The organism is Candidatus Pandoraea novymonadis (assembly GCF_003004665.1).
In the GTDB taxonomy this organism is placed as follows: domain Bacteria; phylum Pseudomonadota; class Gammaproteobacteria; order Burkholderiales; family Burkholderiaceae; genus Pandoraea; species Pandoraea novymonadis.
Genome location: NZ_MUHY01000002.1, coordinates 81,954 through 108,845 on the forward strand (window position 1 = coordinate 81,954; position 26,892 = coordinate 108,845).

Annotated in this window: 27 protein-coding genes, 1 tRNA gene and 1 pseudogene; 10 read left to right on the plus strand and 19 right to left on the minus strand. The window is 44.9% G+C overall.

What is annotated here, in order from left to right:
- Nucleotides 1-301: 301 nt before the first annotated feature.
- Entirely contained in the window at nt 302-1,507 is a 1,206-nt protein-coding gene (gene ftsY, locus BZL35_RS03895) for a signal recognition particle-docking protein FtsY (protein ID WP_245916346.1), read from the minus strand.
- Between ftsY and BZL35_RS05065 the strand changes: the two genes are divergently transcribed.
- The 4 genes from BZL35_RS05065 (at nt 1,506) to BZL35_RS03910 (ending at nt 3,627) form a co-directional block, all read left to right on the plus strand.
- A complete protein-coding gene (locus tag BZL35_RS05065) occupies nt 1,506-1,679 on the plus strand; it encodes a hypothetical protein (RefSeq protein ID WP_245916347.1) in 174 nt (57 codons plus the stop codon). The two genes, ftsY and BZL35_RS05065, sit on opposite strands and share 2 nt — an antisense overlap.
- A 502-nt stretch (nt 1,680-2,181) precedes the next feature.
- The gene (gene rsmD, locus BZL35_RS03900; protein WP_106182943.1) at nt 2,182-2,793 is read left to right on the plus strand and encodes a 16S rRNA (guanine(966)-N(2))-methyltransferase RsmD; all 612 of its coding nucleotides are present in this window, start codon (nt 2,182-2,184) and stop codon (nt 2,791-2,793) included.
- 38 nt (nt 2,794-2,831) lie between these two features.
- On the plus strand, nt 2,832-3,323 hold the full coding sequence (coaD, locus tag BZL35_RS03905; protein ID WP_106182944.1) for a pantetheine-phosphate adenylyltransferase: 492 nt from the start codon (nt 2,832-2,834) through the stop codon (nt 3,321-3,323).
- A gap of 40 nt (nt 3,324-3,363) precedes the next feature.
- The gene (locus tag BZL35_RS03910) at nt 3,364-3,627 is read left to right on the plus strand and encodes a YfhL family 4Fe-4S dicluster ferredoxin (RefSeq protein ID WP_106182945.1); all 264 of its coding nucleotides are present in this window, start codon (nt 3,364-3,366) and stop codon (nt 3,625-3,627) included.
- Between the two features lie 71 nt (nt 3,628-3,698).
- Here the strand turns inward: BZL35_RS03910 and pth are convergent.
- From pth to BZL35_RS03945, 7 genes and pseudogenes are all read right to left on the minus strand, one after another.
- Nucleotides 3,699-4,283: pseudogene (pth, locus tag BZL35_RS03915) on the minus strand (aminoacyl-tRNA hydrolase); the annotation flags it as partial.
- Between the two features lie 95 nt (nt 4,284-4,378).
- Nucleotides 4,379-4,999 carry a 50S ribosomal protein L25/general stress protein Ctc gene (locus BZL35_RS03920; protein WP_106182947.1) on the minus strand — a complete coding sequence of 207 codons (621 nt, stop codon included), beginning with the start codon at nt 4,997-4,999 and terminating at the stop codon, nt 4,379-4,381.
- Between the two features lie 136 nt (nt 5,000-5,135).
- Nucleotides 5,136-6,086 carry a ribose-phosphate pyrophosphokinase gene (locus BZL35_RS03925; RefSeq protein ID WP_106182948.1) on the minus strand — a complete coding sequence of 317 codons (951 nt, stop codon included), beginning with the start codon at nt 6,084-6,086 and terminating at the stop codon, nt 5,136-5,138.
- A 48-nt stretch (nt 6,087-6,134) separates the two neighbouring features.
- Nucleotides 6,135-6,211, minus strand: a tRNA-Gln gene (locus tag BZL35_RS03930).
- A 46-nt stretch (nt 6,212-6,257) separates the two neighbouring features.
- Nucleotides 6,258-7,130 (minus strand): 4-(cytidine 5'-diphospho)-2-C-methyl-D-erythritol kinase, encoded by an 873-nt coding sequence (gene ispE / locus BZL35_RS03935; RefSeq protein WP_106182949.1) that lies wholly within the window; start codon nt 7,128-7,130, stop codon nt 6,258-6,260.
- Between the two features lie 40 nt (nt 7,131-7,170).
- Nucleotides 7,171-7,725: an outer membrane lipoprotein LolB gene (locus tag BZL35_RS03940; protein WP_181276554.1), complete on the minus strand. Its 555-nt coding sequence runs from the start codon at nt 7,723-7,725 to the stop codon at nt 7,171-7,173.
- A 107-nt stretch (nt 7,726-7,832) separates the two neighbouring features.
- Nucleotides 7,833-9,686, minus strand: coding sequence for a tetratricopeptide repeat protein (locus BZL35_RS03945; RefSeq protein ID WP_245916348.1), 1,854 nt, complete (start codon nt 9,684-9,686; stop codon nt 7,833-7,835).
- A gap of 534 nt (nt 9,687-10,220) precedes the next feature.
- Between BZL35_RS03945 and mutY the strand changes: the two genes are divergently transcribed.
- Entirely contained in the window at nt 10,221-11,354 is a 1,134-nt protein-coding gene (mutY, locus tag BZL35_RS03950; RefSeq protein ID WP_106182952.1) for an A/G-specific adenine glycosylase, read from the plus strand.
- On the opposite strand, the gene rapZ is transcribed toward mutY, so the two are convergent.
- From rapZ to uvrA, 11 genes are all read right to left on the minus strand, one after another.
- Complete coding sequence (rapZ, locus tag BZL35_RS03955; protein WP_106182953.1) at nt 11,302-12,171, minus strand: RNase adapter RapZ; 870 nt, start codon at nt 12,169-12,171, stop codon at nt 11,302-11,304. The genes mutY and rapZ overlap by 53 nt on opposite strands.
- A 96-nt stretch (nt 12,172-12,267) precedes the next feature.
- Complete coding sequence (gene hprK, locus BZL35_RS03960) at nt 12,268-13,248, minus strand: HPr(Ser) kinase/phosphatase (protein ID WP_106182954.1); 981 nt, start codon at nt 13,246-13,248, stop codon at nt 12,268-12,270.
- A gap of 89 nt (nt 13,249-13,337) precedes the next feature.
- Nucleotides 13,338-13,811 carry a PTS sugar transporter subunit IIA gene (locus BZL35_RS03965; protein WP_106182955.1) on the minus strand — a complete coding sequence of 158 codons (474 nt, stop codon included), beginning with the start codon at nt 13,809-13,811 and terminating at the stop codon, nt 13,338-13,340.
- A 209-nt stretch (nt 13,812-14,020) separates the two neighbouring features.
- Nucleotides 14,021-14,356 (minus strand): ribosome hibernation-promoting factor, HPF/YfiA family, encoded by a 336-nt coding sequence (hpf, locus tag BZL35_RS03970; protein WP_106182975.1) that lies wholly within the window; start codon nt 14,354-14,356, stop codon nt 14,021-14,023.
- A 445-nt stretch (nt 14,357-14,801) separates the two neighbouring features.
- On the minus strand, nt 14,802-15,533 hold the full coding sequence (gene lptB, locus BZL35_RS03975; RefSeq protein ID WP_106182956.1) for an LPS export ABC transporter ATP-binding protein: 732 nt from the start codon (nt 15,531-15,533) through the stop codon (nt 14,802-14,804).
- 34 nt (nt 15,534-15,567) lie between these two features.
- Entirely contained in the window at nt 15,568-16,188 is a 621-nt protein-coding gene (gene lptA, locus BZL35_RS03980; protein ID WP_106182957.1) for a lipopolysaccharide transport periplasmic protein LptA, read from the minus strand.
- Between the two features lie 63 nt (nt 16,189-16,251).
- Nucleotides 16,252-16,869: an LPS export ABC transporter periplasmic protein LptC gene (lptC, locus tag BZL35_RS03985; protein WP_106182958.1), complete on the minus strand. Its 618-nt coding sequence runs from the start codon at nt 16,867-16,869 to the stop codon at nt 16,252-16,254.
- A 14-nt stretch (nt 16,870-16,883) separates the two neighbouring features.
- A complete protein-coding gene (locus tag BZL35_RS03990; RefSeq protein WP_106182959.1) occupies nt 16,884-17,429 on the minus strand; it encodes a KdsC family phosphatase in 546 nt (181 codons plus the stop codon).
- Nucleotides 17,426-18,409, minus strand: coding sequence for a KpsF/GutQ family sugar-phosphate isomerase (locus tag BZL35_RS03995; RefSeq protein ID WP_106182960.1), 984 nt, complete (start codon nt 18,407-18,409; stop codon nt 17,426-17,428). The genes BZL35_RS03990 and BZL35_RS03995 overlap by 4 nt, the downstream gene beginning before the upstream one ends.
- 300 nt (nt 18,410-18,709) lie before the next feature.
- Nucleotides 18,710-19,726, minus strand: coding sequence for an AI-2E family transporter (locus BZL35_RS04000; protein ID WP_106182961.1), 1,017 nt, complete (start codon nt 19,724-19,726; stop codon nt 18,710-18,712).
- A gap of 30 nt (nt 19,727-19,756) precedes the next feature.
- Nucleotides 19,757-22,621 carry an excinuclease ABC subunit UvrA gene (gene uvrA / locus BZL35_RS04005; RefSeq protein WP_106182962.1) on the minus strand — a complete coding sequence of 955 codons (2,865 nt, stop codon included), beginning with the start codon at nt 22,619-22,621 and terminating at the stop codon, nt 19,757-19,759.
- Nucleotides 22,622-22,742: 121 nt separating this feature from the next.
- On the opposite strand from uvrA, the gene BZL35_RS05050 reads away from it, so the two are divergent.
- From BZL35_RS05050 to BZL35_RS04025, 5 genes are all read left to right on the plus strand, one after another.
- The gene (locus tag BZL35_RS05050) at nt 22,743-22,925 is read left to right on the plus strand and encodes a hypothetical protein (protein WP_219860856.1); all 183 of its coding nucleotides are present in this window, start codon (nt 22,743-22,745) and stop codon (nt 22,923-22,925) included.
- A gap of 116 nt (nt 22,926-23,041) precedes the next feature.
- Nucleotides 23,042-24,214 carry an MFS transporter gene (locus tag BZL35_RS04010; RefSeq protein ID WP_106182976.1) on the plus strand — a complete coding sequence of 391 codons (1,173 nt, stop codon included), beginning with the start codon at nt 23,042-23,044 and terminating at the stop codon, nt 24,212-24,214.
- A 55-nt stretch (nt 24,215-24,269) separates the two neighbouring features.
- Complete coding sequence (gene ssb, locus BZL35_RS04015; RefSeq protein ID WP_106182963.1) at nt 24,270-24,752, plus strand: single-stranded DNA-binding protein; 483 nt, start codon at nt 24,270-24,272, stop codon at nt 24,750-24,752.
- Between the two features lie 472 nt (nt 24,753-25,224).
- Nucleotides 25,225-25,812: a Holliday junction branch migration protein RuvA gene (gene ruvA / locus BZL35_RS04020; protein WP_106182964.1), complete on the plus strand. Its 588-nt coding sequence runs from the start codon at nt 25,225-25,227 to the stop codon at nt 25,810-25,812.
- Between the two features lie 453 nt (nt 25,813-26,265).
- Complete coding sequence (locus BZL35_RS04025; protein WP_106182965.1) at nt 26,266-26,469, plus strand: hypothetical protein; 204 nt, start codon at nt 26,266-26,268, stop codon at nt 26,467-26,469.
- Nucleotides 26,470-26,892 lie beyond the last annotated feature (423 nt).

Consider the following 26,892-nt stretch of genomic DNA (forward strand, 5'->3'; position numbering starts at 1 on the left):
GGGTTGGTTTGAGATAAATTACCAGATCAATCTACGTTCCATTTTTTTAAAGCCTGTGTTTGTGACAAGATTCTTGCAAAGGTCAGCTAATATTTTTTGACTTTCGGACTTTCGATTCACATTCAGTTAGATGAGACGTGACCCTGTTGACGAACTCTAAAATGTAGCACTCTTGTTGTGAAAATTATTTTTTCGACTGAGGAGTAAATGCATTGTGCACTGCATTTTATACGTTTCATTGTTGTGGATCACTTAAAAGACCTTGCTAGAATTGTTGTGCTTACATGTATTTTTTATATCACTATCCTAGAAGGGCATCTGCAAATTCCTCGGCCGAAAATGGCTGCAAGTCTTCTGCTTTTTCTCCAATTCCAATGAAATACACAGGTATTGGACGTTGACGAGCGATGGCTGCCAAAATCCCGCCCTTTGCTGTACCATCCAATTTTGTGACAATCAATCCAGTTAGGCCTATGTTGTCATCAAATATTTTGACTTGTGCTAGTGCATTTTGACCGTTATTGGCATCGATCACGAGTAACACTTCATGGGGCCCCCCTTCGACTGCTTTAGCTAAGACACGTTTGATTTTTCTCAATTCTTCCATCAGGTGCAATTGTGTTGGCAAACGACCCGCTGTATCTGCGATTACAACGTCGATTTTACGGGCGCGTGCTGATGTGACAGCGTCAAATACCACAGATGCTGGTTCACCACTTTCTTGCGAAATTACTGGCACGTTGTTACGTTCTCCCCAAATCCCCAGCTGTTCACGTGCTCCAGCACGGAAGGTGTCGCCAGCTGCTAATAAAACAGTTTGCCCATAAGCTTGGAAATATTTCGTAAGCTTACCAATGCTAGTGGTTTTTCCAGCACCGTTGACGCCCGCAACCATGAAGACCAAAGGACGCTCTCGACTTAAAATGAGCCTTTTTTCCAATGGGTAAAGTAAATCCCTTAAAAGATCGTGTAATGCTCGCTTAACCTCGATATTTTGAGTTAACCGTTCAGTTTTAACTTTCTTGCGCAAAGCTCCAATGAGATATTTCGTAGCTTCAACGCCTGTATCACTCATCAATAAGACATCTTCTAATTCTTCAAATAGGGTTTCGTCGAGTTTTACACTGTTGAAAATTTGTGCCAAGTTTGTGCTTGTTTTCGACAAGCCTGATTTTAGATGATCTAACCATGAACGTTTTTCCGTGTTAGCTTGTGCTGGAGCAGATACAATGCAACTAATATTTTGACCTTGTGTATTTTCCGCAGAAATGGTTGGTATTCGAGCTTCTACAATGGAAAATGGGGGGGGCTTTGATTGAGGTGTTTTTACTGATTGTGTGCAGGAGGTATCAATACCAATGGTTTCATTGGCATTGATAGTGGATAAAAAAACTCGATCGGTATAAGTTTGAGACGGTAACTTACCATCAGATTTACACAACGATGTTTCTAAATCTTGACCCATTATCTCTGGAGTGGCAACTGCCACTTGGTGCTTGTTTTCCATGATGCTCTGGGCGCTTTCTGGAATTGATTTTGGATCAGTATTTTCCGAAGTTGAGTTCGCCTTTTTTTTTGCCGTATCGCCGGATTTGAAGCGTTTGAAGAAGCTGACCATGGGACTTGGTGTTGTTGATTGCGGAGTTGAGTTAATAAGTAGGTCTAGAAAAATATGTTGAGAAAATGAGATAAAGCATGTACCGAGATGCTTCCTGAAATGGGAGGCGACGCTTATTCTATAACAGATGCATATCGAGTTGTCATAAGTACGATGATCCAATAATCAGTTTAGACGTGAGGCGTACATAACCTATAACTTGGATTGTTAACGAAGATTATTGCCGTGCCTATTTATTATCGTGTATGGCTGTCCCGAACATTCTTGATATTGTGGAAATAATGGAGCAGAGTATGCGTAAAAATCACTATCTTCTTTTTGCCTGTTCCTTACAGCAATATTACTTTCATTCATCATATTTATGAAGAGCGTGGCTGGCGATATCGAAAGAACCCAGGAAGAATAGGTCTTTGCACAATTTAATGACGGTTAATTTTGGGAGTGTATGCCTGGAATGGATGATGTGGTATGTTTTTACTCGATCATATAGCCTAGGGCACAGCAATGTTTAATTTTTTTGGCTTAAAGACTCTGATAAGAGGCGTATACAGGTTGCATTTTTAATGAAGAAAGCTCTCCGTTATAGGGATACTCGGAATGCGCCTCAGCAAGTCTGTATTGTTGGCGGTGATTGGAAGCGTACTCCTCTGCCAGTACCTAGAGGGGACGGTTTGAGACCAACGCCTGCTCGTGTGCGTGAGACGTTATTTAATTGGCTTGGCCAGGATATGACGGGATTATGTTGTCTCGATGCATTTGCGGGTAGTGGTGCGCTTGGGTTTGAAGCTGCATCCCGTGGTGCGCGGCGTGTCCTCATGATAGAAAATTTTGCGCTTGCAGTGCGTCAATTACGTGTCAATCAGGCCAAATTGCAGGCGGATACGGTTGAGATCGTAAAGGCCAATGCTCGCCATTTGCTTACTAGAATGGCGCCTGGAGAATTCAATATAATTTTCCTTGATCCGCCATTCAACAGTGTATGGTTAATGGATTTTTTGCCCGTTGCTGCTCGTTTGTTGGTGCCGGATGGTGTTATTTATGTAGAAAATAATACCTCACTCAGCGCCGATGCACTTGCGACTAAAAAATTGGTATGTGTACGCCAGGCAAAAGTTGGCACAGTTCATTATCATTTATTGGAGTTGATTCCGAATTTGGGAGAGAGGAATGAATAAGTGTATCGCACAAATTACCGTTACGTGGAGATGCAGGCATGAGAGTGGCCGTTTATCCTGGTACCTTTGATCCATTTACGCGAGGTCATGAGGATCTAGTTCGTAGGGCCGCAGGTATTTTCGATATTCTGGTGGTGGGAGTTGCAGATAGTCAGAACAAAAACCCATTTTTTACGCTGAATGAGCGCATTGAGATTGCAGAGGAGGTGCTTGGACACTATTCGAATGTGACAGTACAAGGTTTTTCTGGGTTACTGAAGGATTTTGTGAGAAAACATCAGGCACGCGTTGTCGTGCGTGGATTACGTGTAGTTTCTGATTTTGAGTATGAATTTCAAATGGCAGGGATGAATCGTTATTTGTTACCAGATGTTGAGATGATGTTTATGACGCCATCCGATCAATATCAATTTATTTCTGGGACGATCGTTCGCGAAATCGCCCAATTGGGTGGTGATGTCAGTAAGTTTGTTTTTCCATCCGTCGAGAAGCGACTCATAACCAAAGTTGCTAAGACCATAGCGGTGTAAGTGTCAATCTTATTGGCATACTGCTGCAGGAGCTTGCTGTATGGCGTTAATGATTATCGATGAATGCATAAATTGCGACGTATGCGAGCCTGAGTGCCCGAACGACGCGATTTCTATGGGGATAGATATTTACGAGATTGACTCGAAAAAATGTAATGAATGCGTGGGACATTTCGACGAGCCACAGTGTGTGCAAGTTTGTCCTGTCGAATGTATTCTTATCAATCCAGAGAACGTGGAGACCCGCGAAGCGTTACTGACGAAGTATAGGAAATTTCAGAGTTATAAATCAGGGAAGTCCTAATTGGTATTAGCCAATCTTGTATTGATGGCGTGGGTCGTCGTTTTTGTTTTTAACTTGTCGCGTATAACTGGCGAGCTATGCAGGTACGTCATGGATTTTTCTATTTCACCTTTCACTATAAGATTGATAGCATAGAGTGATCGTGAAATTGCGTCGTCTATGGCCTCTTTTTCTGATTTTTTCGGCGGATCCATGACGAAGTCGGCGACTTGCTGCTGACCTCGAGGAGGCTGAAGTGAGCGTGGATGCCCTATGCCAAAGCGTAGGCGCCAATATTCCGTTGTGCTTAGGTGTACGCTTATGTCTTTTATGCCATTGTGTCCACCGCTACCACCTCCGTTTTTTAGTTTGATGCTTCCAGGAGGCAAATCAAGTTCATCGTGCACAATGAGAATTTTTTTAGGGGGAATTTTATAGAAACGTGCTAACGAAACGACTGATTGCCCTGAGCAGTTCATAAATGTTAATGGCTTCAATAACCATACATCCTGGCCTGCGACGTGTGTGTGCACTGCATGTCCGTGGAATGTCTTGTGTATTGAAAGTGATGCTCCCGTTTGATGGGCTAGTGCATCGATGAACCAAAAACCAGCATTATGCCGCGTTGAATTGTATTCAATGCCGGGATTGCCAAGTCCTACTATCAGCTTAATCATCACAATTTTCAAATGTCAGCAAAAAACCCGCCGGACTGTTGCCGCGGCGGGGTACTTCTAACAGACTTTGGTTTTGTTGTCTCACGAGAGTACAGTTAGATGGCTGACGCTTCAGTTTTTCCTGGACTGTTCGATGCTTCGTCCAACATGGTGCTCATTGGCTGGACAGCTAATGAGATCAAAGGATTTTCCTGAGCGACGTGCACTGTTAGTTCTACATCGGCCGGCAGTTTTATATCTTTAGCATGAATTGATGCACCAGCAACAAGTTCTGATAGGTCAACTTCTATAAATTTCGGGAGCTTCTCTGGAAGACAACTTATATCAAGTTCTGTCGCGATGTGGCTGATGATGTTGGCAGCTAACTTCACAGCTGGCGCACTTTCGGCTCCAATGAAGTGTAGCGGCACCTTAACGTGGATTGGCTTTTTTACATCAATTCGTTGGAAGTCAACATGTAAGATCAGTTGCTTGAACGGGTGGTGCTGCACATCACGTAACAACACTTTCTCTGTTTTACCAGACAGCTCTAGATCGAGAATGGATGAGTGAAAAACTTCTTTCTTCAGCGCATGCCATAGTGTATTGTGGTCGAGTTCGATCATTTTTGGGTCGACGTTACCGCCATACACTATGCCTGTGGTCTTGCCGGCATTGCGGAGGCGGCGGCTCGCACCCGTACCTTGCTTAGTACGCTCAAAAGCGACAACTTTCATAACAACATAACTCCTTTTACCACCCGCGACCAGGTGGGGATGATCCCGTAGCCTCAATATTGAGTTTCGGGTATAGCAAAAAAGAAAGGGTAACGGACCGACAAAATTATTACTGCGATCTAAAAATGATTTTGACTTACATGTCTGTAAATAAAGACATTACCGATTCACCACGACGGATGCGTGAAAAGGTTTCGGCCAGTAGATTTGCACAGCTTAGTTGACGAATCTTTCCCCCCTTCGTATTATCACGCAGCGGAATCGTGTCAATGACAACGACTTCGTCGAGTTCTGATTCGTTAATGCACTCCACGGCATCACCAGACAGCACCGGATGGGTACAGTAAGCATATACCAGCTCTGCACCACGTTCCTTGAGGACTTTGGCTGCTTTACATAGCGTGCCTGCAGTATCGACCATATCATCCATAATGAGGCATGTGCGACCATCAACTTCACCGATGATATTCATCACTTCTGATACGTTTGCCTTCGGGCGTCGTTTATCAATTATGGCGAGATCGCAATTCAGTTGCTTAGCCATCGCACGAGCGCGGATAACACCACCGATATCCGGGGATACGACTAGCAGGTTCTGATGATTATGTTTTCGTACATCGCTCAATAAAATTTGAGATGCGTAGATATTGTCGACTGGGATGTCAAAGAAACCCTGAATTTGGTCGGCATGCAAATCCATCGTAATAATTCGCTCGACCCCCGCAATTTGCAACATATTGGCAACGACCTTTGCCGAGATTGCAAAGCGTGCTGAACGAGGACGTCTGTCTTGGCGGGCGTAACCAAAATAAGGTATAGCGGCAGTGATACGACCAGCTGATGCACGTTTGAGTGCATCAACCATGATTAACAACTCCATCAGGTTGTCATTCGCAGGTGCGCAAGTGGATTGCAGTACGAAGATAATTTTTTCGCGTACGTTTTCCTGGATTTCAACTTGAATCTCACCATCGGAGAAACGATTGACCATCGCTTTTCCAAGGGGAATACCTAGGTTCTTGACGACCTCTTGAGCGAGGTTGGGATTGGCATTCCCGGTGAACACCATCAGGTTATCACTACTCATCTGGCTACCTGCGGGACGTGATACGAATGCTGAAAAACAGAAGAAAACTGGCAGGGGAGGAAGGACTCGAACCCTCGCATGCCGGAATCAAAATCCGGTGCCTTAACCAACTTGGCGACTCCCCTACGCTAACCGTAATCTTTATTGCATTTTAAATGCAATAAAGCAAATCTATGATGCAAAATCAAACATCGGATGTTGACTCAGGCTGGTGGTTACCTTACTAAGCCAGATTGCCGGCAGTTGCTTATTTGCCGTTTGCGCTTCTTCTAATGTATCAAATACCCCAAATACACTAGAACCCGATCCGGTCATACGTGCAGCCACAGTGAAATTGGAAAACCAGTCTAGCACTGCAGCGACTTCCTTGTATTTACCAACCACAACGGACTGCATATTGTTACACCCGAACAGCACATCATTCCTGTTTCTTGCAACATGCTCCATGAAACCCGTAGTTTTGCAGGCCTTTGTGTTCCTTGTCAACAGGGAAGAGTGAAATATTTTATTTGTAGAAACATGAACTCGAGGGTTGACAACCATGAAATACCGTTTTGGCAAGTTTATGGCCGTCAATATTTCCCCTAAACCCTCACCAAATGCATTGTTTCCAAACACGAAAAATGGAACGTCGGCGCCAAGTTTAAGTGCGAGTTTTTGTAGCTGAGCACGGGGCAGATTGAGTTGCCACATACGATTAAGTGCTAGGAGTGTTGTTGCGGCGTCAGAGCTACCCCCGCCTAGTCCTGAGCCTTGTGGAAGTCGTTTTTCGATAGTGATATCGACTCCGAAGCTGATTCCGTAATGTTGCTGCAGCAAAGATGCAGCACGGACAGTGAGATCTTGCTCGGCCGGGACGCCGGGCAAGAGATTTGTGTGGACTACGGCGCCATCATGACGCCTCTCAAAATGCAGCGTGTCGGTCCAATTGATAAGCTGAAATGCGGTTTGTAGTTCGTGGTAGCCGTTTGGACGTCGTCCTATGATGTGTAGAAAGAGGTTTAGCTTTGCGGGTGCTAAACAGTCACGCAAGATTTCGTACATGAATGATGAATGAGTCTAATGTAGAAGACATGGGTTATGATTATTCGTCGATAACGAGCTTTGCAGAAAACAGCGTACCGTCGTCTACGGTACGTTTGATGTTAAGGCGTTTGACACGTGTAGGTGTGGACTCGAAATATGATTGATACTCGATGGTCCATCCATCTTGGATGAGACGCGTGACGCGACCTGATTTTGGATCGCGAGTTATTTGTGCGAGGGAACCTGGAGCTTGTTGTATTTGTAGCCAATAGCGAAGCCCTGAGACTGGCAGTCTAAAGCCAAATGTTTTTTGCATAACATCCTCTATTCGGAGTCCCGTCAATGGCGATTTGCCGCGCAAGGTGACCGATGCATCGTATAGTGTGCTACGAATAGTCAATTGTGTTTGACCAAATAGATCTAGAAATTGTACATCCACCGTTTCTCTTGATTGCTTCCAAATGAAGTTCCCATAAGTGTTGAGAGGACTCTCGTATTGTCCGTAATGAATCGAAAATCGGCCACGATAAATCTGGATATCCATACTTTCATCGCTTGTCAGGGGATTGTGTGCTGTTATCTTGGCACATCCAGCAGTGGTGACGAATATCATGGTAATAAGAAGTTGACTCCAGAAAGATGTTTTCTTCATTTTTCTATTGGATCGCTTCCTTTCGGAGATCGAGCTGTGTGCAGAGATTTTTTGGAGCAATCGGTGTATCACGGTGTATAACTGCAATTGTAGCGTTTGAGTGTTGAGCGTAGCGTCTCGTCGTCAGCATCAATTTTCATCGCATCGAGCCATATTTTTCTAGCCTCATCTTTTTGGCCTAATTCCCAGAGGACTTCACCCAGATGTGCTGCGATTTCGGTTTGTGGTTGAATTGCGTAAGCTTTACGTAGTAGATTTAGCGCGGCCTTCTTGTCGCCTAGGCGATACTTGATCCACCCAAAGCTATCCATAATATGTGGATCTTGCGGCGAGAAGTTGATTGCTTTTTTTAGTAATTTGAGTGCTTCCGGCAGATGTTTTTTTCGTTCTGCCAGTGAATACCCAAGGGCGTTATATGCCTGTGCATTGTTGGGCTGATCGGCTATGATTTGGCGCATTGATTTTTCCATTACATCGTGATGACGATTTAGCTCTGCAACCATGCCGTATTGGTATAGTAAACTCATGTCGTTTGGATGAGCTTCGACCTCGACACGGAGTAGCTTTTCGGCGTCATCGTAGCGTTTAACTCTGACTAGCACGTCTGATTGTGCACGTTTGAGTACGAGTTTTTCACGAGCATCGTTCAATTCGATACTCTGGATTAGCGTTAGAGCCTCATCAATCTTTTTTTGCTGTATAAGCAGATCTGCGCGGTATATCTGCGCAAGTAAATAAGTATGACTTTCTTCCTTGATCTTTAATAACCAATTTTCTGCACTGATGTAATCTTTTTTGTTTTCTGCAATCTGCGCCAGATAGAGATAAGCTTGGGAAGGATCGCTGTTCTGAGCTTCTGCCTCTATCACGTATTGATGTAAATAGTCTTTGGCATGTGCTTGATGCTTGCTATGCAGATTGATAAGTGCCACAGCCATCAATATCGACAATTCATTCGGATATCGTTTTTTCAATATTTCGAATTGTTTTTGCGCTTCCTCAAGTTGATTATGAGATAGCAGTACCTTAATGTAAGCAAGCCGCGCTTCTTTTGCATCAGGGTTGCACGTTAAGAAGCTTTGCAGCATAGTTGGCAAATGAGTGTTTGCGCTCGGACGGAGCTGCGCAAGGAGAACAACAGGTTCCTCATAGTGGGGATTAAGTTTAAGGGCTTTTTCTAGTGATATGCGTGCCCCTCTGATATTTCCAGCTTCGATTTGTGCACGACCAATTGCTAATAAGGCTTCCGGTCTATGCATGTCATTTACGAGAATTCTTTTGAGTGATTCCACACTTTTAGCTCGATCAGGGGAGCGTGCGAGCATTTTCTGTATTTCTAGTATAGCCAGACTACGACGTGCTTCGGGAAGTTTCTTTAACTTAGCCAAGAATAGAGGCTCGGCTTCTGTAAGATGACCGGTAGTAACTTCTAGGCTGGTTAATAGTTGCGATGAGGGACCTTCTTCTTTTTGTTCAAGTTTGTGCCACAAACGTGCTGCGAATAGTGCATCACCCAGTTGACCAGCACCTAGAGCTATTTCAGTGGCTCTGTGAGCCATACGTGGATCTTTTGTTTTTTGACTCAGAATGAGATAGGTGTTATATGCAGGAGCCATCTGCCCCCGCTGCATACTGATTTCCGCTGCTAGTATCTTGAACAGGATTTCACTGCTTAGTGTGATTTTTGGCAGCTGCTCTTTTAGGCTGTTGGTCGTTACGTCCTGTTCATAATCGGTTAGTAATAACTCGTTTTTCCAGGAAGCTGTCAATTTTTGCGTATCTTGCGCCATGGTTAGCGTACTGCTAGCGATGGCGAGGATCGTCGCACAAAGTGCGATCTTACAAGAGAGTCCGATGCGTAGGGAGGCTCTAGTGGAGATAGCACAAAGACATGAAGACAAGTGAATAGAAGAGGTAGGCATAGAATTCTGTATCATGTTTTTAGGAATTGTAACGCGACAGATGCAATGCAGTCTAACCTTCTCCAAGGTTTACAGACATGTCTTTGTCCGAGGAAGTCTAAAGTATGTGTTGCAAAATTGTGTCATATACTCCAGTGATGCACGTACCTTGATACATTATTGATGATTGTCACCTTTCCATATTTTAAGAATCTCTTTCAACGTTATGTGGTTCATACCTCTCACAATGAATTAGACTTTCTGCAGAGATTTTTTAGATACATCATTTCTTGTTGCATCTCAAAAAGCCATTTAGGGGGATTTTCCGTTTCTGGCAGCGGAGAAAAGTCTACGCCATTGTTTGTCTGTTTCGTATGTACTTTTATAGGATTGACGGCACAGTGATCGAGAAAGATGATAGCTTGATAGCTGACTTTATAAGTCAGCTATCCTAGGTCTTTGAGAAGCTCATTCTCCGAATTGTGTCGATGCAATAATCGATATCCTCTGCTTACATTGGTTGCAATCAAAGACGTTTAGAACACTTTATAGGATATGAAAGAACCACTTACTGAAATTTTCGCGGCCTGTTTGGTGGCCTGGCAAGCCGAGTATGGCCGCCATAATTTGCCTTGGCAAAACACCCGTGATGCCTATCGTATTTGGCTATCGGAGATTATGCTCCAACAGACACAGGTTGCCACTGTCATTCCATACTATACGCGCTTCCTTGAACGTTTCCCAAATGTAGAGACATTGGCGGTGGCAACGCAAGATGAAGTGATGGCCCTTTGGGCCGGGTTGGGGTATTACTCACGAGCGCGTAATTTGCATAAATGTGCACAGTCAGTGATGGATAGGCATGGAGGGGTATTCCCAGAGAGTGTCGAGATGCTAATTCGATTGCCTGGCATTGGGCGATCAACGGCATCCGCGATTGCTGTGTTTGCTTACGACGCGCAGGCAGCAATTCTCGACGGTAACGTGAAACGAGTGCTAGCACGAGTATTCGGTATTGAGGGATTTCCTGGTACACCGAAGGTGGAGCGAAAGATGTGGGCGCTTGCTGAATCATTGCTGCCTGCGGCTGATCTGGCGGCGTACACGCAAGGCATGATGGATCTTGGCGCAACTTTGTGTAGTCGGGTTAATCCTCGTTGTGAGGCATGTCCATTCGATACGTATTGTTTTGCGCATGCCACTGGCCGCGAACATGCTTTGCCGACACCAAAACCAAGAAAGTTACAATCGGAGCGTTTCGTCGACGTTCTCGTGTTATGTGCTGACACATCCGTGTTGTTTGAGCGAAGGCCTGATAGTGGCATTTGGGGTGGTTTGTGGAGCTTTCCAGAATTGACAGCGTTGAATGACTATGAACCGAAAGATGATGCTGTACTTCGAGCGAGTCTGACGGCATCCGCTGAGAGATTTGGTAAAGTGCTTTACATGATGCCTCTTGCGCCACTTTGGCACATTTTTACACATTTCAAACTATTTTTGCGACCATGGTTAGTGGTCATGAAAGAGGTTGCTGTGTTAAGTGATGGTTTCAGACACTTCATGTGGTTGTCTGAGAACGCCATAGACACTGTAGGCTTGCCATCTCCAATTCGTCAGATCATCGATACTCTCTATGTTAACAAGCGTCACGCAGTTCTCGATGTCGCACGAGGACGCTTGACTCCGTAATGAATTGTTCGCGTAGTTTTTCTGCAATATAGACGGATCGGTGTTGTCCACCTGTGCAGCCAATGGCAATGGTCAGATAGCTCCGATTATCTCTTATAAAGCTCGGGAGCCATTTCTGAAGATAGACGGCGATGTCGTAGATCATCTCAGAAACTTCCGGAATAGCACAGAGAAAATCGATGACGGGACGGTCAAGTCCAGTGAGTGATTTTAATTGACTGTCGTAGTATGGATTGGGCAGTGATCGGACATCGAACACAAAATCAGCATCGAGCGGTACTCCATTTTTAAATCCAAAGGATTCGAACATCAGAGTGAAACTAGTTTGATCATGTTGGACAAATTCCTTGATCCAACAGCGCAGGTTGCTTGCGCGCAGGTTGCTGGTATCAATCTGATGACCTAGTTCACTTAAGTTACTAAGTAGTTCACGTTCTTTCCCAATGGCTTCAACCAGTGAAGCATTCGGTGATACTGTGTTAGCGGAGGAGACTGAAGATAACGGATGCCGGCGGCGTGTTTCTGAGTAGCGTTGTACCAGTGTTTGCGTGGTAGCATTCAGGAAAAGCACGGGTACATCATGTCCCAAACGCCGAAGTCTATCGACAATTGATGGGAGATCGGCTAGTGATTCCACGTTGCGTGCATCGATGGAGACGCCTAGCCTGGGACAGTTTTGGGTGCTAAGGTACTCAGCTAGTGCTGGTAGAAAGCTCGACGGAAGATTATCAACACAGTAATACCCTGCATCTTCAAGTAAATTAAGCGCGAGAGATTTTCCGGATCCGGAAATACCGGTGATAAGAACGATGTTCATTATTAAATTCGTGAGACGAACTCAGAATGGTATGTGATTCTGTCGACACTTTTTCTTAAGTAACTGGTGACTGATATTGGACCCGACCCGTATCTTTCAGGGGTGTGCTGTTAGAGTAATTTCTCCAGTGGATTCGTTAGGATCTTGCATGGATTGACGCTGGCGGTCCATAAAATCTTTGAGCGTATTGATGCCCCGCAGCTGCAATATTGTATTGCGCACTGCGGCTTCAACCAGAACGGCGAGATTTCTTCCAGCAGCCACTTGCAAAATCACTTTATTGATTGGTAGTCCGAGTACCTCTACTGTTTGTGCCTCCAGTGGTAAACGTTGGAATTCACCGTCGTGGCGCCGCACCAATTGTACAATCAGTTTGAGTTTCATTTTTCGGCGTACGGCTGTTTCTCCGAAGATTGTCTTAATATCAAGCAGACCAAGGCCGCGTACTTCTAAGAGGTTCTGCAGAAGTCGAGGACATCTGCCTTCTACGAAATCTGGGCCGAGACGCACGAAGTCGACAGCATCGTCCGCTACCAAGCCATGGCCGCGTGATATCAATTCAAGGCCGAGTTCGCTTTTACCAAGGCCTGACTCGCCAGTTAGCAGAACACCCATGCCAAGAATATCGATGAACACACCATGCATTGTGCAGCGTGGCGCAAACACCCGAGAAATGTATAGGCGTAGGCCATCGATGACTGATGCGGTAGAGAGTTGTGTGGTAAATAATGGCGTAGATGACCGTGTGCAACGCAGCACTAAATCAGAGGGGGCTTCGATCCCATCGGCCAGAACTAGGAATGGTGGTTCAAGAGCGATGACCTCTCCCATATGGCGCTTACGATTCTCGTCCGATAATCGTTGATAGTAGCGCAGTTCAGCTTGACCGAGTACTTGGATGCGGTTTGGATGAATCAGATTTAAGTGCCCGACAAGGTCAGCGCTTGATGTCGCATTGGCCACACTTTCTGGAGTAAAACCATGTTCACAACCTTCATGACCAGTTAGCCAGGAAAGACGCAGTATTGAGGCATTGTCATCGAAGATGCTTTGTGCATTTATACCTGTTAGTTCCACTGTGCGGCCTCATCTATTCGAATCGTGGAAGTTTCGTGATATCCTACCTGCTAAGTAGTATTCAAAATGTTGTTCGGATGCTCCTGTATTCAAGATATTTTCTTTTGTGGATGCCAATTGGCTAGCGCTGAGTGGATACTGTCAGCATTTGAGATATTGGTTAATATATGATGCCGCATGGTCTCATCAGACAGCATTTCTGCAATTTCGGATAGAATCTCTAGATGTTGCTGGGTGGCTTGTTCAGGGACAAGCAAGAAAAAAAGCAATGAAACCGGTTGTCCATCAGGGGCTTCAAACGGAATAGCTTCATCTAGGCGAATTAATGCTGCCGTAGAGTGCTTGAGTCCCTTGATACGTCCATGGGGAATCGCAACGCCTCCACCCAGTCCAGTAGAACCAAGACGCTCGCGTGCGAATAAGTTATCGGTGACCGTGCTACGGGCCAGCCCAGCATTGTTTTCGAACAATAGGCCTGCTTGCTCGAAAACACGTTTTTTGCTCGTAACGGAAAGACCAAGCAAAATATTCGATGCAGGTAACAGTTTTACTAAACGGTTCATCTTATGACATGGGACGTGAAAACGGTGCCACCAATCTCTGATTCTCGCTTGCTCTGGCATGGTCTAAAAACAGGATTATCACGTCAGACTTTAGCGTCGACAAGATAAGCAATGTAGACACCGATTTTTCACGGTAGACAATCTTCGCCAGATTTTTTGGGTGGAGCATATCATTTGGGGTAAAGGCGATAAAAATTACCGCAATAGCTCTACAGTAATTCTTGATGTTTAATTTTTGGATGCTGATGCTCTTGCAATTTTGTTTTGTGTTGAATTATCTGATGATGGAGTTTATCGATTAGCATGTTGATGGCTGAATACATATTTTCGTCGAAACTTTCAATAAAAATTTCTTTCCCTTTCAGGTGTACTGTGATGCGTGCATTTTGCCGTTTCCCCTTTTCTTTGTGATTATCGATTGATAGTAACACATTAACATCAATTACCTGATCATAATGTCGAATGACTTGATCCAGCTTGTTGGTTATATATTGACGCAGTGCGGGTGTGATGTCCAGGTGGTGTCCACTAATCTTGATGTTAATCATTCTTCTCCTCCTTCCTGGGGTGTCCAAGTTTGGACTTGGCGCAGAATTTGAATAAAAAACACGTTGCGAATCAATTCAGGTATAAAAAATAGATCTGAGATCTCCTCTCTTCAAAAGTAGTTGAGTTCGGAAGTTCCAAATGGAGTGAGCATGTAATTGCCTTTTTTATGGGAATTTTTGATATGTGAAACCTAATCGTATCAGGACTTTTCAGCAAAACCAAGGGGTAACCTTAAAGAGGTTTTTATGATGTTTTGAAATGACTTTGGGGTATGCATCCAATGGTATTGCACTGTTTTTTATTTTCTGAACTGTTGGAGCAGAGTTGTTTGAGTGCCGTAAGTAGACCCTAGTCATTGGATGCGTGAGTCGTGGAGTTAAAATATCTGTGGTTAGCCTAAAAATACCGAAAAACCAATGCATGTGCAAATATTTCTAATATTTACATCCTAAAATTCTCTCCAAGATAAACTCGTCGGACACTTTCGTCCGCGACGATTTGTTCTGGTGTGCCGGCGGCTAGCACTCTGCCTTCACTGATGATGTAAGCATGATCACAAATGCCGAGCGTTTCTCTTACGTTATGGTCGGTAATTAGGACACCGATGCCTTGTCTTTTGAGAAAACGTACAATGCGCTGGATTTCAAGCACGGCGATAGGATCGACACCTGCGAATGGCTCATCAAGCAGAATGAATCGTGGATTTGTTGCTAAAGCACGAGCAATCTCGACGCGGCGGCGTTCGCCTCCCGAGAGGGACAAGGCTGGATTTTTACGAAGATGGATTACTTGGAGCTCGTCGAGTAGGTATTCAATACGCTGATCGATTTTTTCCTTTCTCAAGGAACTTCTTTGGTTGGAAATCTGCAACTCGAGCACGGCACGGATATTTTGCTCGACGGTCAATTTTCGAAAAACCGAAGCTTCTTGAGGTAGATAGGACACTCCCATGCGTGCGCGCTGGTGGATAGGAAGCTCACTGATGTCGCATCCATCGAGCATAATTGTTCCATCGTCTGCTGGAACAAGACCGACTATAATGTAAAAGGACGTAGTTTTTCCTGCTCCATTCGGTCCGAGGAGACCAACAACTTCTCCACTTTTGACATTGAGTGATATGTCTTTGACGACGGTGCGGCTCCCGTATTTTTTCTTCAATTGACGTACGGCCATGGTGCTTGAAGTGGTTTTAGCATTCGAGTGAGCGTTATTCACATGGGTTACCGATGCGTTTGGAAGAATGAAGGGATATGCCACTTATTGGTGCGGAGGAGTAGTTCGAGGCTGCGGTGGGTTCAGATTGTGTTGAGCGGTGCTGTGGCGACAGCGTGGCACGAACACGACCGCTTGGATTGTTCAGACTTACTTGGTCTCTGCCTCCGTTGGCAGTATAGGTTTCTTTGTAGAGATTGTAGGTGATTGTGCTGCCGTGGATTTCATCGAGTATTTTCGTGTTGGTCAGACGCTTTAAGAGGGCTCGTGTGGTTATTTTTGCAACTTCTACCTTGCTGTTGTACTCGATTTTTTCACCCCAGCCACAAATATATTCGTCAGAGTTGTCACGTTTTTGACATATATAGGCGAGATCGCCTGGTTTGGCGAATGCAGTGGCGTAACTGTATCCCTCTGGATCTTGCATTACTTGCAGACGTTCAGCTTTCAGTAATATCGTACCCTTAGTCACGGTGACATTGCCAGTGAAGATATTTATTTTTTTTGCGTCATTATAGGTCATGTTGTCCGATTGGATATTCATTGGTTTGTTGTGATCAGCACGTTCTGCACGGGCGATGGAGCCGAGCCAAAGACTGATCACTAGACCTAGCATGATGAAGATAAAGGAAGGGCGTCGGAAGGAGAAATACAGAAAATGGTTATCAATCACAGAATTTTATGGTGTTGCTTGCATGGAAGCAGTGAGGACGTTTTTCAGACTGGTAGGATGAATTGTACCGTGTACGTTACCAAGTAATTGCAAACTACGCTTGCTATTATTTAAAATAATACCGCTTGCATTCATGGTGGATTGACCATGGAATAGTTTCACCGGTGTGTCGGTATGGATGATGTCGTTGTTGATGAGTATTTGAAAATGCGACGAAAATGCTTGCATCGTAGGATTTCGGAAATCTGCTTTTCTGTTGACAATAACATTGTCATTCAGATCGATGATTGACATATCGCTATTAAGCATACCTCGTTTACTCATGGCAGTAACTTCAGGTTGATCTTGGCTAAAAGCTCGGACTGTAGGGAGCTCGAGGTGGGTAGTCTCATCATCTTCATAGTGAGCTATGTGTTGAGCATTGACACGATATTGAGTTTTTCCGGTGGAGGATAAGATCGAGATCACCAGATTATCTACATAGTAATCCGGGATGTGTCGCTTTACGTATTTGGTACAGGTATCTTGATTTGGTAAGGTTTTCTGTACGAGCCAATACGTGCCACCGACGATGGAAGCGAGTAGGGCAGTGGCAAGGAGTGAGGCTGGGCTAGCAGGGCTCATACGCTAGAGAGGCCTCAAGCTAGTATTTGTGAAAGCAAGTTGTCGTATTTTTTTTGGGCCCGCAGTATGAAATCACATACTTCACGTACTGCACCACGTCCGCCTAAGGTTCGCGTCACGTAGTGACTACGGGATTTTACTTCGTCGTGAGCATTGAGAGGCGAAACCGCAAAACCAATGCGTTTCATTACCTCGAGATCGGGCCAGTCATCACCCATATGACCGAAAACGTCTTCCGGGATTCTACCGAGGTGCATACGTAGATCATCGAAGGCTTCACCTTTGTTGTGTATGCCTTGATAGATATGAGTGATACCGAGATCTGTGGCTCGCTTCGCTACAATATTGGATTGACGTCCGGTAATAATTGCGAGTGTGACACCCGCAGACGTGAGCATTTTGAGGCCATGACCATCGAGCGAATTAAATACTTTCATGGTTTCGCCATTGGAATCATAGTTTAGACCACCGTCAGTCATGACACCATCAATATCGAAGATCATGACTTGCAGACGACTAGCCCGCATCAGAGCTTCAGTGTAGTCGCGAGTTATGATCATACGATTTTTGCTGCTAATAGATCATGTACATTTAGTGCGCCTTGCAGGGTGCCGTCGGGATTTGTGACCAGTAACTGGCTAATGCTGTGTCGTTCCATGAGCTTGATCGCTTCGACAGCCAGACGATCTGGAGCAATGGTGTGGGGGTTAGTAGTCATTATGTCCGTTAGCGAGAATGTACGGAAATCCAATGTGCGTTCGAGGAGTCGACGCAAGTCGCCATCAGTGAAAATACCCACAACTTTATTATCTTTGTTGACGATGGCGGTCATGCCGAGACATTTTGTCGTGCTTTCAATCAGGGCTTCTGACAGACTTGCACTCTCACACACGCAGGGAACTTGATCACCGGTACGCATCACGTTGTGAACAAATGTCAATAGACGTCGGCCTATGGCGCCGCTAGGGTGTGAGCGGGCAAAGTCTGTAGCACGAAATCCACGCGCTTCTAACAAGACTACGGCAAGGGCATCACCAAGGGCAAGCGTTGCAGTGGTGCTAGCGGTTGGCGCAAGATTGAGTGGGCATGCTTCTTTCGCAACACGGGAATCGATATGGACGTCAGCGAGTTTAGATAGGCTCGATTCGTTATTGCCGGTTAGAGCGATTAATCTTGCACCAGAACGCTTCACGATGGGAAGAATGCTTACTAATTCGGTGGTTTCACCTGAATTAGAAAGTGCTACGACGACATCTTCAGATGTGATCATACCAAGATCACCATGGCTAGCTTCGGCCGGATGCACAAAAAACGCAGGTGTACCTGTACTCGCGAACGTGGCAGCTAGTTTGCGACCAACGTGGCCAGATTTACCCATACCAGACACGACGACACGACCACGACAAGCCAGCAGTAGTTCTATGGCGTTGGCGAAGCTGCTGTTCAGGTCTTTAGCTACGCGTTCGATTGCATTTGCTTCAATACGGAGCACTTCTCGTGCAAGCGCTATCGCCCGGACTGAATTTATTTTCACTGTCATGGCACCATTATAACAAAAGCGACCTTTTCTCCGAGGAAGTTCTGAGAGATTGATTTACAGTTCATCATGGTTCCTCGTAATAGATGTGTTACATATAAACCACATGCCGGTACTGTGTCGGGCTGTCGAGATTACCGCTTAGCTCTCATTGAGCTCTTGCGTTGACATACAACGACGGATATACGGCTCGTAATGGGATATAACTCGTACACCAATGAATATATGATGTAATTGTGTCGATTTTTGCATTATTCGGTGGGTGAGGGGGAAATTTATAGATATTTATCTATCGAGTTACCCTTAAACTAAGTTTTTCTCCGCCAACTCTCTTTTTAGGTAAGCGTAATAAATAGGTGCGGCAACGAGTCCAGCTAAGTCGAAAGTGGCCTCCATGATAGCCATTGCAAGTAGCAGTTCCCATGCTCGGGCACAGATTTGTGTCCCCACAATGCTCGCATTCAAAAAATACTCTAGTTTGTGAATAATAATGAGGAAGGTAAGTGCTGCGATAGCGACATATAGGGATACTGATAAACCCAGTACGACGATAAATGTATTCGAAATTAGATTACCTATAACAGGAAGTAAACCAACTACAAACGTTACGAAAATCATTGTTTTTCGAAGAGGCACATGAATGTCAAATAACGGCAAAATCCCGACGAGGAAGATGCCTGTAAAGATTGTGTTAATAAACGAAATTTTTACTTGTGCGAAAACGATACGACGAAAAGCTTCTGAGAATAAAGTGACACGATGCGTTAGGGCAGCGGCAAGCGGTTTCATGTGATGCATGGCTCGTACCGTTGACAGAGCTACCAGAGCACCGAGCACCATCCCTACGATAATATGAATTACTCCTTTGAGAGCTTCTTTACCTACGAGAGACATTTCGCGAGTATGTTCACGTAGATATTCAGTGACAGCGATTCGGACATCCTCGCCATCTGCCGGGAGTCGATCGGTGATCCAAGGTGGCAATTGAGAGCGAGCTTGTTCGAACACCTCCATCATATGGCTGTTGATATGTTGCAGATGGCTAGTATCACTTTGGAAGAATGTCATAATTCCAAGAATTATAGCGCTTAATAAGCCAACGATAATCGCAGAAAGTAGCCCAACAGCGATTAACCGGGCCCATTCACTTGAGATCCTTCGTTCCAGTCGTGGCGTCATAACATGTACGAGTTGATAGACTACGAGTCCAGCTAATAGGGCAGGAAGTAGATGCACGCTAAGTACAAGCCACAACGCTAAGGCAGTAAAGACGTAGCTGGCCATTTCGACGAAAAAATGACGATGAAAATATGAGTCCATAGAACTATCCTTGGATGATCTTCATGAATCTTAGCTTGATTGTTTGAGTAGCGATGCCAGGTATTTTCCGGTAAAACTTGCATTGTGGGTAGCGATCTGCTCAGGCGTACCCTGCGCAATAATTTTTCCACCGCCTGCGCCTCCCTCCGGACCTAAATCTATAAGCCAATCTGCAGTTTTGATAACATCTAGGTTGTGCTCAATAATTACCAGGGTATTCCCTTGGTCACGCAGTCGGTGAATCACCGTTAAAAGCAGCTTGATATCTTGAAAGTGTAGGCCAGTTGTTGGTTCGTCGAAAATGTACAGAGTACGCCCTGTATCACGTTTGGAAAGTTCTAGCGATAGCTTAACACGTTGAGCTTCGCCTCCTGACAACGTTGTTGCTGATTGGCCGAGGCGAATGTACCCGAGCCCGACATCGAGTAATGTTTTGAGTTTTCTTGCCACTATCGGCACAGAACGGAAGAACTCGTACGCTTGTTCGACAGTCATTTCCAGTATTTCGTGAATGTTCTTTCCTTTGTATTGAATTTCCAGAGTCTCTCGATTGTAGCGCTTACCATTACAAAGATTGCAAGGTACATAGACGTTAGGCAAGAAGTGCATTTCGACCTTGATGACACCATCTCCTTGACAGGTTTCGCAGCCGCCACCTTTTACATTGAACGAGAATCGACCAGGGCTGTAACCACGTTCCTTAGAGGCGGGTACACCGGAGAATAGCTCCCTGATTGGTGTGAAAACTCCTGTATAGGTTGCAGGGTTTGAGCGTGGTGTACGGCCAATGGGCGATTGATCTACATTGATAACTTTGTCGAAGTGCTCTAATCCTTCGACGCTCTCAAAAGGAGCAGGTTTAGCCGTAGAACCGTACAAATGATGTGCTACGGCATGATATAGCGTATCGTTGATGAGTGTTGATTTTCCTGAGCCAGAGACACCTGTTACGCAGGTTAGTAAGCCTACAGGGAGGTCGAGAGATACATTCTTTAGATTATTACCGGTTGCCTTGGTGATGCGTAGGTATGCATTGGTTGGTATATGGCGTGTCGTTGGTACTTCGATGCGACATGCACCAGAGAGATACTGCCCAGTTAGAGACTTATGATGATCTGCGATTTGTTTTGGACTGCCTTGAGCAATGACAGTTCCGCCATGGACACCTGCTCCTGGTCCCATATCGATCACATGATCACACGCCAGAATCATATCTTTGTCGTGCTCGACTACAATGACAGAATTTCCGAGGTCTCTTAAATGCTTGAGTGTGCCAATCAGCCTATCATTATCGCGTTGATGCAAGCCGATTGACGGCTCGTCCAGTACGTACATAACGCCTGTCAGGCCTGAACCAATTTGTGAGGCTAAACGAATTCGCTGTGCTTCTCCGCCTGAAAGTGTATCGGCGCTGCGGTCAAGTGACAAATAATCGAGGCCAACGTTGTTGAGAAAAGATAGACGTGAGACGATTTCTTTGATGATTTTTTCGGCGATATCGCGTTTCGCACCTTCAAATGTTAGTTCCTGAAAATAGCGCAGTGCGTCTCGCAGTGGAAGGTTACTCACTTCATAGATCGCTCGTGCATAATGGTCTGTTCCGATTTTTACGAATCGAGCTTCACGCCTGAAACGAGTTCCTGCGCAATTGGGACAGGGCTGTTTGTTTTGATATTTGGCCAGCTCATCGCGTACAGTGGCCGAATCTGTTTCGTGATAGCGGCGCTCCAAGTTTGGGATGACTCCCTCAAATATGTTTTTACGCAAGGATGTGCTGCCACGTTCATTCATGTAGTTAAAAGGTATTATTTGATTACCAGAACCGTAAAGTATGATTTTCGCAATGTCATCAGGTAGATTCTCGAACGGCGTATCGACATCGAAATCATAGAATGAGGCGAGGCTTTGCAGGATTTGGAAATAGAACTGGTTACGATGATCCCATCCTTTTATGGCGCCAGCCGCCAGTGACAGCGATGGGAAAGCGACAACACATTTGGGATCAAAAAAAGTTGTTTGACCGAGACCATCACAGCTTGGACATGCTCCCATAGGATTGTTAAATGAGAATAAACGTGGTTCAAGTTCCTGCAGTGAATACGAACACATGGGGCACGCGAATGTCGAGCTGAAGACATGTACTTTATCGGTGTCTATTTCGAGCACTATGGCACGGCCACTCGCTAAACGTATAGCCGTCTCGAATGATTCAGCGAGGCGTTGTTTGAGATCATTCCTGACCTTGACGCGGTCGATAACGACATCGATCGAGTGATTTTCATTTTTCTTAAGCGTTGGCAGATTATCGATTTCGTAAATTTTGGAAGTGCCTTCATTAACAGCACCGCTGCCTGATCGAATACGAAAGCGCACGAAACCTTGTGCTTGCAGCGTGTCGAATAGATCCGTGTGCTTACCTTTACGGTTGGTGACGACGGGGGATAGGATCATGAGGTTGGTGTTTTCCGGCAGAGCTAGGGTGGCATCAACCATCTGTGAAATGTTTTGTGATGCTAGTGGTAGGTTGTGATCTGGACAGTAGGGCGTGCCGACGCGAGCGAATAATAAGCGCAGGTAATCGTGAATTTCTGTAACAGTGCCAACTGTAGATCGGGGGTTGTGTGACGTGCTCTTCTGTTCGATAGAAATAGCAGGAGATAAGCCTTCGATCAAATCAACGTCAGGTTTTTCCATCAATTGTAGAAATTGGCGCGCGTAGGTCGATAGACTTTCTACGTAGCGCCTCTGTCCTTCTGCATATAATGTGTCGAACGCGAGAGAAGACTTGCCGCAGCCCGACAATCCAGTGATTACCACCAACTGATGACGTGGTAAATCGAGGCTAATGTTTTTGAGATTGTGGGTACGTGCCCCACGAATGCGAATGGTTTGCATCAACGCTTCCGAGAATTGTCGCCACGAGATGAACGTGGCTTTCTAGGTGGACCTGATTGTCCCACGGAGACCAACAAGAATCTCCCATACAACCCGGTGAGACTAGAACGCGGGTGGTGGAGTGCTTGTTTCAGCCGAGGCGGCTGGGGGCGTAGGAAAAATCCGGATGGTTAAACCTGCTAATATACCTAAACCTAAGTTTGATTGCGAGGGTTCAACCCGTTCACGAAGGTTGGCAACTCTTATTTTGGATGAGTTGATTTCGGCATGGGTCACAAGAAGTGGTGTTGTCTTGTCAAACTGAGATTTTCGTTTGACAGGAGCGGGTTGCACCGGTGTGTTTGGGAGTTTCTTCTGGATTGAAATTTAATGTCAACGGATTCTGTTTCTACTGCTACGTCCACTATTCGGGTTCACCGCATGAGTTCGCTTGAAGTTCGTGCTAGTGTGTCACTGGCGGCTATTTTTGCGTTACGTATGTTCGGGTTATTTTTGATCATGCCAGTTTTTTCGGTTTTTGCTCAAACATTGTCGATGGACAATGACACGTTTCTTGTGGGGCTAGCCATTGGCATCTATGGGCTTACACAATCTTTATTTTATATACCATATGGATGGGCATCGGACAGGTTGGGACGCAAACCAGTCATTATCTTCGGTTTGATTGTCTTTGCCGTTGGTGGTTTCGTGGCGGCATTATCGAATGATCTATATTGGATCATTGCTGGACGGGCCATTCAGGGCGCTGGCGCGATTTCGTCTGCGGTGATTGCATGCGTGTCAGATTTGACAAGTGAAGCGAATCGTATGAAGGCGATGGCCATGATTGGCGGCAGTATTGGTATATCGTTTACAGCAGCAATCGTTTTAGCACCAACGCTTTTCCATGTGTTGGGTATGAGTGGCTTGTTCTGGATTATTACTATTCTGGCAGTTTTGGCGATTTTTTTGGTGCTTTGGGCTGTCCCAGAGCTGCCAACACTACCAATACACTTAAAAGTTGCGCCTGCACCATTTTATGAGGTGTTATGTCACCTTGAACTTCTGCGTTTGAATTTCGGTGTGTTTGTTTTGCATGCAACCCAGACGGCGCTATTTGTAGCAATCCCACGTATGTTGGTGGCGGCTGGGTTGCCTGTGTCCTTACATTGGAAGGTCTACTTTCCAGTGATGTTACTTTCCTTTATTGCGATGATTCCTCTAATTATCGCTGTTGAGAAGCGCGGTAAGACGAAGACGGTGTTGGTCTCGTCCATCGCCTTGATAGGATTGTCACAGTTTGCGTTAGCAGAGCTGCCCAGCACTGTGATGGTGATGATGACGGTACTTTTTTTCTATTTTTTGGGTTTTAACGTGTTGGAAGCTTCGCAGCCGTCCTTAGTCTCAAAGCTAGCGCCTCGGTCGCTCAAGGGAGCCGCAATAGGTGTTTATAACACAACGCAAGCATTAGGATTGTTCTCTGGGGGTATCATTGGGGGATTTTTGATGAATCATCTCGATCATACTTGGATTTTCTTGTTTTTCGGAGCAGTGGCATTGCTCTGGCTTATAATTGCGGCACCGATGAGGGTTTCTTTGACACCTCACTCATAGGTGAACATCGGCATACCTTATCTTATAATACACTCAAGTATTCCGGAGAAATACTATGGCATCTGTGAATAAAGTCATCCTGATTGGTAATTTAGGGGCTGATCCGGAAAACCGCTCTATGCCTAGTGGCGATGCAGTGGCTAATATACGGCTGGCGACAACTGATCGTTATCGAGATAAGTCAAGTGGAGAATTTAAAGAGACAACTGAATGGCATCGTGTGGTATTTTTCGGCCGTTTGGCTGAAATTGTGGGGGAATATTTAAAAAAAGGTTCGTCAGTGTATGTCGAGGGTCGCTTGCGCACTCGTAAGTGGCAGAATCAGAAAGGCCAGGAACAATATAGTACGGAGATCGTAGCTGAACAGATGCAAATGCTTGGTAGTCGCAGCGGAGATGGCGGTAGCACCGGTGGAGCTGGATATTCGCGTAGGGATGATGATGGAGGGAGTGGAGGGCGCGGTGTGTCATCTAGCCAGCAGTCTACGACAAAGCTGTCGAACGGTGATTTTGATATGGATGATGATATTCCATTCTAAACATATTTATCGTGATATTGATTACTTACCCTCGCCGAGAAAAGGTCATAAAATTTAACCGTTTTTTCCTGACCTAATCGAAATTAGGCATCAATCAATGTTGGATAGAACACTATCCATTTAATTGGCATGTACATGACTCTGTATGTAATACAGAAAAACGTGACGTCATTCGAAGATAATGTGTTCAAGCATTTGAGGATGTTCGATGAGGAGCAAAAAATTTTTGGGAAGTTTTTTGAGCTATGCTTACTGGGTTGGTGCTGAGGGGAAACTGTATTGGTGAAAGGCGATTCAACGGATGGGGTGGGTTGTGTTTTGTTGTATTTTTTTCTCTCTCCAAAAACATCATTAAACTTTGCCAATCTCTTTTTTCATGGTTTAGATTGGTTCTCTCCGAGAATGTTTTTTTGGGGGATAAAGTATTTTGCTAAAATTACTATTTGTCCCAATGTTTCTTTGCGAATGATAAATGATTGGCCGTATTTCAGGTGTATTGATTGAAAAAAATCCTCCTCATATCTTGGTTGATTGTCAAGGTGTGGGTTATGAAATATCAGTGCCGATGAGCACATTTTTCCATCTCCCTGATGTTGGCGGTTCTGTCACCCTGCTAACAGAGTTTATCGTGCGGGAGGATGCACAGTTGCTGTTTGGTTTCGGTAGTGTACAGGAGCGTCAGACATTCCGTGAGCTATTAAAAATCTCTGGCATTGGGGCCCGAATTGCGCTCTCAATTCTATCAGGAATGAGTGTGTCTGATTTGGCGCAGGATGTGGTGCTGCAGGAAACACGACGCTTGACCAAAATTCCTGGTATTGGTAAGAAAACAGCTGAACGTTTGCTGCTTGAGATGAAAGATAAGCTGGGTGATGAGTTTAGCAATGCATCTAAAGCGGGTACCTTCCAGGATCGCAACAAGGATGATGTTATTAACGCGTTGGTGGCGCTCGGATATTCCACCAAAGAGTCGCTTGCTGCTGTCAAAATGTTGCCTGACAGTCTTAGCGTATCTGAGGGTATTAAACATGTATTGAAGGCCTTTTCCAAGGCCTGTTAAGTGCTTGTGGGAGTTATTATATACGCAGAGAACGAGAGAAAGACAGATATTCCAGAAGGAGCCTCTTTCTTACTGTAAGACTTCCGTTAACTTTATTTGTCAGTACTTCGACAGTCTGGGGGTTCGTGGCTCGATTACAATTATGTCGAGTCTAGCTTCACCTCGCTATAGTCCGTATGATTTGAAGTTGTTAATCACACATATAATCGTTGATGCCAGTTTTGGTAGTCGAGCCGATAAGCCTTATTTAGAGTGTAGCTGGAATTATGCTAGCCAATGAGTCATGAGATTCCATCAGACGGATATATGTCATTGTTGCTACAGCATGAGCAAAGGAAGCCTGCTATGGAGCAATATTTCCAATAAATACATTCGGCGTTGTTGAGTTTTTTTGGTAATTTGCTAATGCGAGCCTTCTGAGCGGGGCGATGAGATGGTTGGAAGGAAATTGGCATGGCTGTCCCGATAAAAAAATTTCCAATTCTTACCAAGGTTTCTCGTCGAGATATGCGTCGTTTGAATTGGTTCATGAATTTTTCCGTATTGTGCGATCGTAAATCATGTTTTTGCCCCCTGCGGGATTCAGTTTTTGCCAAAAAATCTTCTGGGATTTGGAAATTGAGGCGCAATGCAGTTAGCAAACTTGCCGCTAAGTGAGTTTTGTTTTATCAAGTATATAATTGTGGTTGTGAATTTATATGCTATTCATCAAATAATTTTTTTCATTTTCGATTGATTTTGATTGCTTGTTGTCGATATCAGGCATTCTTTGCTTATCACTACCTTCGACTTTTCGGGTCTAGCCTTGCTGAGGCATCTGGTCATGTGACTCACGATTTTTCTATATCCTTGTAGACGATGTATCGCGCGGGTAGCGAGGAGTGAAATAGGACAAAGTTTTTTATAGGTTGGATTGATTGTCATATTTACTTTTTTTGGATTTTTTGTGATTGATACCTCACATCGTTTGAAAGAGGAATTTTCATTCTTGCAAGGCTTCTTTCAAAAAAAACTTGCATGCGAGGCAAGAGTTAAATATTATCTCGGCTCTTGCAAGCAATGTGGGTCTGAAAAGGTCTC

Coding starts and splice junctions, on each gene's coding strand:
- BZL35_RS05065 (WP_245916347.1), top strand. CDS start 1,506: ATGATGCTCTGGGCGCTTTCTGGAATTGATTTTGGATCAGTATTTTCC.
- ftsY (WP_245916346.1), bottom strand. CDS start 1,507: ATGGAAAACAAGCACCAAGTGGCAGTTGCCACTCCAGAGATAATGGGT.
- rsmD (WP_106182943.1), top strand. CDS start 2,182: ATGAAGAAAGCTCTCCGTTATAGGGATACTCGGAATGCGCCTCAGCAA.
- coaD (WP_106182944.1), top strand. CDS start 2,832: ATGAGAGTGGCCGTTTATCCTGGTACCTTTGATCCATTTACGCGAGGT.
- BZL35_RS03910 (WP_106182945.1), top strand. CDS start 3,364: ATGGCGTTAATGATTATCGATGAATGCATAAATTGCGACGTATGCGAG.
- BZL35_RS03920 (WP_106182947.1), bottom strand. CDS start 4,999: ATGAAAGTTGTCGCTTTTGAGCGTACTAAGCAAGGTACGGGTGCGAGC.
- BZL35_RS03925 (WP_106182948.1), bottom strand. CDS start 6,086: ATGAGTAGTGATAACCTGATGGTGTTCACCGGGAATGCCAATCCCAAC.
- ispE (WP_106182949.1), bottom strand. CDS start 7,130: ATGTACGAAATCTTGCGTGACTGTTTAGCACCCGCAAAGCTAAACCTC.
- BZL35_RS03940 (WP_181276554.1), bottom strand. CDS start 7,725: ATGATATTCGTCACCACTGCTGGATGTGCCAAGATAACAGCACACAAT.
- BZL35_RS03945 (WP_245916348.1), bottom strand. CDS start 9,686: ATGCCTACCTCTTCTATTCACTTGTCTTCATGTCTTTGTGCTATCTCC.
- mutY (WP_106182952.1), top strand. CDS start 10,221: ATGAAAGAACCACTTACTGAAATTTTCGCGGCCTGTTTGGTGGCCTGG.
- rapZ (WP_106182953.1), bottom strand. CDS start 12,171: ATGAACATCGTTCTTATCACCGGTATTTCCGGATCCGGAAAATCTCTC.
- BZL35_RS03965 (WP_106182955.1), bottom strand. CDS start 13,811: ATGAACCGTTTAGTAAAACTGTTACCTGCATCGAATATTTTGCTTGGT.
- lptB (WP_106182956.1), bottom strand. CDS start 15,533: ATGGCCGTACGTCAATTGAAGAAAAAATACGGGAGCCGCACCGTCGTC.
- lptA (WP_106182957.1), bottom strand. CDS start 16,188: ATGCTAGGTCTAGTGATCAGTCTTTGGCTCGGCTCCATCGCCCGTGCA.
- lptC (WP_106182958.1), bottom strand. CDS start 16,869: ATGAGCCCTGCTAGCCCAGCCTCACTCCTTGCCACTGCCCTACTCGCT.
- BZL35_RS03990 (WP_106182959.1), bottom strand. CDS start 17,429: ATGATCATAACTCGCGACTACACTGAAGCTCTGATGCGGGCTAGTCGT.
- BZL35_RS03995 (WP_106182960.1), bottom strand. CDS start 18,409: ATGACAGTGAAAATAAATTCAGTCCGGGCGATAGCGCTTGCACGAGAA.
- BZL35_RS04000 (WP_106182961.1), bottom strand. CDS start 19,726: ATGGACTCATATTTTCATCGTCATTTTTTCGTCGAAATGGCCAGCTAC.
- uvrA (WP_106182962.1), bottom strand. CDS start 22,621: ATGCAAACCATTCGCATTCGTGGGGCACGTACCCACAATCTCAAAAAC.
- BZL35_RS04010 (WP_106182976.1), top strand. CDS start 23,042: ATGAGTTCGCTTGAAGTTCGTGCTAGTGTGTCACTGGCGGCTATTTTT.
- ssb (WP_106182963.1), top strand. CDS start 24,270: ATGGCATCTGTGAATAAAGTCATCCTGATTGGTAATTTAGGGGCTGAT.
- ruvA (WP_106182964.1), top strand. CDS start 25,225: ATGATTGGCCGTATTTCAGGTGTATTGATTGAAAAAAATCCTCCTCAT.
- BZL35_RS04025 (WP_106182965.1), top strand. CDS start 26,266: ATGGCTGTCCCGATAAAAAAATTTCCAATTCTTACCAAGGTTTCTCGT.